Consider the following 6,575-nt stretch of genomic DNA (forward strand, 5'->3'; position numbering starts at 1 on the left):
GGCGGTCAAGGAGGGGCGCATCTCGCTCGACACCGTGCTGACGGTGTCGCCTGCCGCGGCCTCGCAGTCGCCATCGAAGATGGGCTTTCGGCCGGGCATTCAGGTCACCGTCGATAACGCGTTGAAGATGATGATGGTGAAATCGGCCAACGACATGGCCGTGGTGCTCGCCGAAGGCGTCGGCGGTTCGATCGACGGTTTCTCGGCTCAGATGAATCAGACAGCGCAGCGCCTCGGCATGACGCAAACCTCTTACGTCAATCCGAACGGCTTGCCCGCGGAAGGGCAGGTCACCTCGGCGCGGGACCTCGCAATCCTGGCGCGCGCGATCCTTCGCGACCTGCCGGAGTATGAATATTTCATGCACATCCCCTCGATCCGATACGGCCGCAGGGTGACGCAAAACTTCAACAAGCTGATCGGACGTTTTCCCGGCGCCGACGGCATGAAGACCGGCTTCATCTGCGCGTCCGGCTACAATCTGGTCGCCTCCGCCACGCGAAACGGCAAGCGCCTGATCGCGGTGGTGCTCGGCGCCTCCTCGGGCCGCATGCGCGCCGTGCGCGCCGCGCAACTGCTCGAGCGCGGCTTTGCCAACAACGGTCTGACATGGCTGCGCCCGGCGCTCGGCAGCGTCGACAATCTGGTGCCGATCGACGCTTCGCCGCCGAACCTGCGCGACGAGATGTGCGGCGGCAAGCGCAAGCGTCCGGCCAGCGATGAGGATGAGGACACGACGGTCGCCAGCAGTTCGAGCAGCGGCGAGACCGCGATCACGTTCTTTACCGCCGGCTTGCAGCCGCCGACCCTTAGGCCATCAGAGATGCTGGCCGCAGCGCCGGCGGCTTCAGAGCCCGTCATCGTCTATACCGGTCCGACCAAAACCGGCCCCGCGCTGATTGCCGCCAATGCGGTGGACTCTGAGCAGCAGACGGTGCACCGCGGCAAGAAGGGCCGCAGCGCCGGCAACAAGCCGGTTGCTACCGCTGACGCAAAGACCGATCCAAAAGCCAAGGATGCCAAATCCGATGGCAAGCCGGGTGCGAGATCCGGCGCCAGGCACGCCAGCGCCAAGCCGGACGCAGCGGCGGCGGCAAAACCCGCCGACAAGCCGGCAGCCGTAACGGCTAAACCTGCCTCCAAGCCGGCAAAGCCCAAAGCAGCCACCAAACCGGCACCCAGGAACAGCACGACAGGCGAAGCCGGGCCGGCCGCCGGTCCAAAGACCGCTGCCGCCCCGCGCAGCTAAGCGCGATTGTCCAGTCCAATTCCCGGTTTTTCGCAACCCTCGATGCGTCCCGTGCGCGCAGCCGCTTGCCATTGGCCGCCGCATCGCTCAATACTCCTCCAAAACAAGCCGTCCCGTTCCAAGCAACGGGCAAATAATTCAGAGGGGAGATAACATGGAGCGCATCTGGCTCAAGCAATATCCGGCCGGCGTACCCGCCGACATCGACGTAACGCAGTATTCATCTCTCGTCGAATTGCTGGAAGAAAGCTTTGCGAAATTCAGCGACCGCAAGGCCTTCATCTGCATGGACAAATCGATCAACTATCGTGAGCTCGACGAATTGTCGCTGGCGCTTGCCGCCTATCTGCAAAGCAAGGGCCTCGCCAAGGGCGCGCGGGTCGCGCTGATGATGCCGAACGTGCTGCAATATCCGGTGTCGACCGCCGCCGTGCTGCGCGCGGGCTACACGGTGGTCAACGTCAATCCGCTCTACACCCCGCGCGAGCTTGAGCATCAGCTCAAGGATTCCGGCGCCGAAGCCATCGTCGTTCTGGAGAATTTCGCGCCGACGGTACAGCAGGTGCTTCCGAGGACCGCTGTGAAGCACGTCATCATCGGCAGCATGGGCGACCTGCTCGGCTTCAAAGGCGTGATCGTCAACTTCGTGGTGCGCCGGGTCAAGAAGATGGTTCCGCCGTCCTCGATTCCGGGCGCGGTGAAATTCAACGACGCCATCGCGGCCGGCCGCGGCATGAAATTGAACAAGCCGAAGATCACGCCTGACGATGTCGCCTTCCTGCAATATACCGGCGGCACCACCGGCGTCTCCAAGGGCGCGACACTGCTCCATCGCAACATTCTGGCCAACGTGCTGCAGAACGACGCCTGGCTGCAGCCGGCGCTGAAGAAGCCGCCGCATGTCGATCAATTGTTCATCGTCTGCGCGCTGCCGCTCTATCACATCTTCGCGCTGACGGCCTGCTTCCTGCTGGCGATGCGCGCCGGCGGCGTCAACCTGTTGATCCCGAACCCGCGCGACATGCCCGGCTTCATCAAGGAGCTGATGAAATACCAGGTCAACAGTTTTCCGGCGGTCAACACGCTCTACAATGGGCTGTTGAATACGCCCGGTTTCGACAAGGTCGATTTCTCCAAGCTGAAGACCTCGTTCGGCGGCGGCATGGCGACGCAAAAGGCGGTCGCCGAGAAATGGCTGAAGACCACCGGCTGCGCGCTGTCCGAAGGCTACGGCCTGTCCGAGACCTCGCCGACGCTGACCTGCAATCCCGCCGATACCGACAAGTTCTCCGGCTCGATCGGCATTCCCGTGCCATCGACCTATATCTCGATCCGCGACGACGACGGCAAGGAAGTGCCGCTCGGCCAGCCCGGCGAAATCTGCGCCAAGGGTCCGCAGGTGATGGCGGGCTACTGGAACAGGCCCGATGAAACCGCGAATGTGATGACGGCCGATGGTTTTTTCCGCACCGGCGACATCGGCGTGATGACGCCGGATGGCTACACCAAGATCGTCGACCGTAAGAAGGATATGATCCTGGTGTCCGGCTTCAACGTCTATCCGAACGAGATCGAGGACGTGATCGCCAGTCATCCGGGGGTGCTGGAATGCGCCGTGATCGGCGTCGAGGACGCGCGCTCCGGCGAAGCGGTGAAGGCCTTTGTGGTGAAAAAGGACCCGAACATCTCGGTCGAGGAGATCATCAAGTTCTGCGGCACGCAATTGACCGCCTACAAGGTGCCCAAGCAGATCGAGTTCAGGGCCGATTTGCCGAAGACCAATGTCGGCAAAATCCTGCGCCGCGAACTGCGCGACGAGAAGAAGAAGGCGGCGGCCTGACGTTCCCCGGACGCTGCGCAGCCCGCAGCGGTGCGCTGCAGAGCCGGGGTTCCGGTGACGATGGCATTCGAACCGGAGTCCCGGCTCAGCGCAGCGGCATGAAGAATGCCGCACCGCGGCCGGACACGCCGGTTTCCTTCCGGCTGTAAAATGCTCTAAGACTTCCCCGCATAGTCTCAAGGAGAACCAACGATGACGATTCAAGTCGGCGACAAGCTGCCCGAGGCGAAGTTTCGCGTGATGACGGCGGAAGGCCCGCAGGTCAAGACCACCGACGACGTGTTCAAGGGCAAGAAGGTCGCGCTGTTCGCGGTGCCCGGCGCCTATACCGGCACCTGCCACAAGATGCACATGCCCAGCATTTTTCTCAACGCCTACGCCATCAAGGCCAAGGGCGTCGACACCATCGCCGTGGTGTCGGTCAACGACGCCTTCGTGCTGAACGCGTGGAAGCGCGATACCGACCAGCGTGACGAAGCGCTGTTCCTGGCCGACGGCAATGCGGAATTCGCCAAGGCGATCGGCATGGAACTGGACGCGTCCGGCAACGGCCTTGGCATCCGCTCCAAGCGCTACTCGATGCTGGTCGAGGATGGTGTCGTGAAGAAGTTCAACGTCGAGCCGAACCCCGGCAAGGTCGAGGTTTCCGGCGGCGACACGCTGCTCGGGCAGCTTTAGCCGTCATTGAGCGCAGCGAAGCAATCCAGCGGCCGCGAAGTAAGAGCTGGATTGCTTCGTCCGCTTCGCTCCTCGCAATGACGCTTGTTTCAACCCTTCAACCGCGCCATCGCGACGCCATCGCGCGCCAGCTGATCGGCGCGCTCGTTGGCGTCGTGGCCGGCGTGGCCCTTGACCCAGTGCCACCGCACCTGATGCGACTTCAACGCTGCATCCAGCCGTTGCCATAGCTCGACATTCTTGACCGGTTTCTTGTCGGCGGTGCGCCAGCCGTTCTTCTTCCAGCCGTGGATCCAGCCGGTGATGCCCTGACGGACATACTGGCTGTCGGTGTAGAGATCGACGCTGCACGGTTTCTTCAGCGCCTCGAGTGCCGAGATCGCCGCCATCAATTCCATGCGGTTATTGGTGGTATGCGCCTCGCCGCCCTTCAATTCCTTCTCGACATCGCCGAATTTCAGGATCGCGCCCCAGCCGCCCGGCCCGGGATTGCCGGAACATGCGCCGTCGGTGTGAATGATGACCGGAAGCGAACTCACGCCACCAGCCCCGATTGCTCGACGCCGTAATCGCGGATGCTGTTCACACTCTGCTGAAACCGCAGCTTGCGGACATATTCGAGCGGATCTTTCGGCCGCACCAGCGCGCCCGGCGGAATGTTGAACCAGTCGACCAGGCGCGTCAGCAGAATCCGCAGCGCGGCGCCGCGCGCCAGCAGCGGCAGCGCGTCCTGCTCGGCATCGGAGAGTTTGCGCTCGCGGCCATACGCGTTGAGAAACGCGCGCGCCTTGGTGACGTTGAAGGAATGATCGGTCTCGAAACACCAGGCGTTGAGGCAGATCGCAATATCGTAAGCGAGGATGTCGTTGCAGGCGAAATAGAAATCGATCAGGCCCGAGAGCCTGTCGCCGAGAAACAAGACGTTGTCGGGAAACAGATCGGCGTGGATGACGCCGGCGGGCAGATGCTTCGGCCAGGATTTCTCCAGATGGTCGAGTTCGTCGCCGACCAGCGCCTGCAAACCGTGCTGCAACGTGTCGGCACGCGGCGAAGCCTGATCGAGCAGCGGACGCCAGCCCTGCACCGACAGCGCGTTGGCGCGCTGCATCGGAAAATCGCGGCCCGCCAGATGCAGCTTCGCCAGCGCCTGACCGACCGCGGCGCAATGCGCGGCGTTCGGCTTGCGCGGCCAGACGCCTTCGAGAAAGTCGATGATCGCCGCGGGCCGACCCGCCAGCGTGCCCAGCGCTTCGCCGTCGCGGGTCGTGACCGGCTGCGGACAGCTGATGCCATGCCGGGCCAGATGCGCCATCAGGCCGAGGAAGAACGGCAGATCGCTCAACGCGACGCGCTTTTCGTATAGCGTGAGAAAGAAATATCCTGATGTCGTGTGCAGCAGAAAATTGGAATTCTCGACGCCTTCGGCGATGCCCTTGTAGGACAAGAGTTCGCCGATGTCGTAGCCGCTCAGGAATTCCGCAAGTTCGTCGGCGGCAACGTCGGTATAGACCGCCATAAGATTACGCCGCGTCGGGCCGCAGCGAGCGCGGCAACGGAAAGAATTCGTTCTCTTCCGCGGCCGAAACCGTCTCCACATGCAGTTCGTAACGCTCCGCGAACGCACCCATGATCTCCTCGACGATCACTTCCGGCGCCGAGGCGCCCGCCGTGATGCCGAGACTCCTGATGCCCTCGAACTTGCTCCAGTCGAGATCGCCGGCGCGCTGCGCCAGCACCGCGACCGGGCAGCCTTCGCGCTCGGCGACCTCGCGCAGCCGCTGCGAATTCGACGAATTGGGCGCGCCGACCACGATTAGCGCATCGACCACCGGCGCCACCTTCTTCACCGCCAGTTGGCGATTGGTGGTGGCGTAGCAGATGTCTTCCTTGTGCGGCCCCGAGATGTTCGGAAAGCGCGACTTCAACAGCGCCACGATCTCGGCGGTGTCGTCGATCGACAGCGTCGTTTGCGTGACGAAGGCAAGATTGTTCGGATCCTTCGGCGTGAAGGTGGCGGCGTCATGCGCGGTTTCGATCAGCGTCACCGCGCCGGCCGGCAACTGCCCGAGCGTGCCGACCACTTCCGGATGATGCGAATGCCCGATCAGCAGGATTTCGCGGCCGCGCTTGAAATGGATCGCGGCCTCGCGGTGCACCTTGGTGACCAGCGGACAGGTGGCGTCCAGCGAGAAGAAATTGCGCGCGCGCGCGTCGGCGGGAACCGATTTGGGGACCCCGTGGGCGGAAAACACCACCGGCGCATTGGTATTGTCGGGAATTTCGGCCAGTTCCTCGACGAAAATCGCGCCCTTGGTCCGCAGGCTATCCACGACATATTTGTTATGGACGATCTCGTGGCGGACATAGACCGGGGCGCCATAAATGGCGAGCGCCCGTTCCACGGTGTCGATTGCCCGCACCACGCCGGCGCAGAAGCCTCGCGGCGAGCAAAGCACGATTTTCAGGGGCGGTTTGGCTGGCATGGGGGAATTCCGGACCGGATCACCCCGAATAAGGGCAATTAACCTCAGGACTTGGGACGGCTTTTGGGCGCTGTCAAGGCCGGGCAGCAAACCATTGCGCGGCGGCCCGGGGACGGCTTATATAGGGCGTAATTCCCGTCTTTACCGACGAAAACACCGGCCTCGCCTGAAACAGGTGGGCGAGGCGCAAAGGAGATTTGCCATGAGCAATGCACCGCTGATGCCGAAGGCGACGGCCGTGTGGCTGGTCGACAATACCGCGCTGTCGTTCGACCAGGTTGCCGATTTCACCAAAATGCACCCGCTGGAGATCCGCGCCATCGCC

General features: G+C 63.0%; 6 protein-coding genes and 1 pseudogene. 4 read left to right on the top strand and 3 right to left on the bottom strand.

Annotation, left to right across the window (positions count from 1 at the left end):
• From VGP39_RS01345 to VGP39_RS01355, 3 genes are all read left to right on the top strand, one after another.
• Window positions 1–1,249 (top strand): D-alanyl-D-alanine carboxypeptidase family protein (locus VGP39_RS01345; protein ID WP_327566311.1); only part of this gene is annotated, 1,249 nt, incomplete at its 5' end.
• A 154-nt stretch (window positions 1,250–1,403) separates the two neighbouring features.
• Window positions 1,404–3,089, top strand: a complete 1,686-nt coding sequence (locus tag VGP39_RS01350) for a long-chain fatty acid--CoA ligase (RefSeq protein ID WP_327566312.1) — start codon at window positions 1,404–1,406, stop codon at window positions 3,087–3,089.
• Between the two features lie 192 nt (window positions 3,090–3,281).
• A complete protein-coding gene (locus VGP39_RS01355; RefSeq protein WP_327566313.1) occupies window positions 3,282–3,767 on the top strand; it encodes a peroxiredoxin in 486 nt (161 codons plus the stop codon).
• An 89-nt stretch (window positions 3,768–3,856) separates the two neighbouring features.
• Here the strand turns inward: VGP39_RS01355 and rnhA are convergent, their stop codons facing one another.
• The 3 genes from rnhA to ispH are packed head-to-tail and all read right to left on the bottom strand — an operon-like array spanning window position 3,857 to window position 6,250.
• Entirely contained in the window at window positions 3,857–4,306 is a 450-nt protein-coding gene (rnhA, locus tag VGP39_RS01360) for a ribonuclease HI (protein WP_327566314.1), read from the bottom strand.
• Window positions 4,303–5,283, bottom strand: a complete 981-nt coding sequence (locus VGP39_RS01365; RefSeq protein ID WP_327566315.1) for a homoserine kinase — start codon at window positions 5,281–5,283, stop codon at window positions 4,303–4,305. The genes rnhA and VGP39_RS01365 overlap by 4 nt, the downstream gene beginning before the upstream one ends.
• Before the next feature lie 4 nt (window positions 5,284–5,287).
• Window positions 5,288–6,250 carry a 4-hydroxy-3-methylbut-2-enyl diphosphate reductase gene (gene ispH, locus VGP39_RS01370; RefSeq protein ID WP_327566316.1) on the bottom strand — a complete coding sequence of 321 codons (963 nt, stop codon included), beginning with the start codon at window positions 6,248–6,250 and terminating at the stop codon, window positions 5,288–5,290.
• A gap of 202 nt (window positions 6,251–6,452) precedes the next feature.
• On the opposite strand from ispH, the pseudogene VGP39_RS01375 reads away from it, so the two are divergent.
• A pseudogene (locus VGP39_RS01375) lies at window positions 6,453–6,575 on the top strand (DUF1013 domain-containing protein); the annotation flags it as partial.

Origin of the sequence: Bradyrhizobium sp. (assembly GCF_036009065.1) — a bacterium.
Classification (GTDB): domain Bacteria; phylum Pseudomonadota; class Alphaproteobacteria; order Rhizobiales; family Xanthobacteraceae; genus Bradyrhizobium.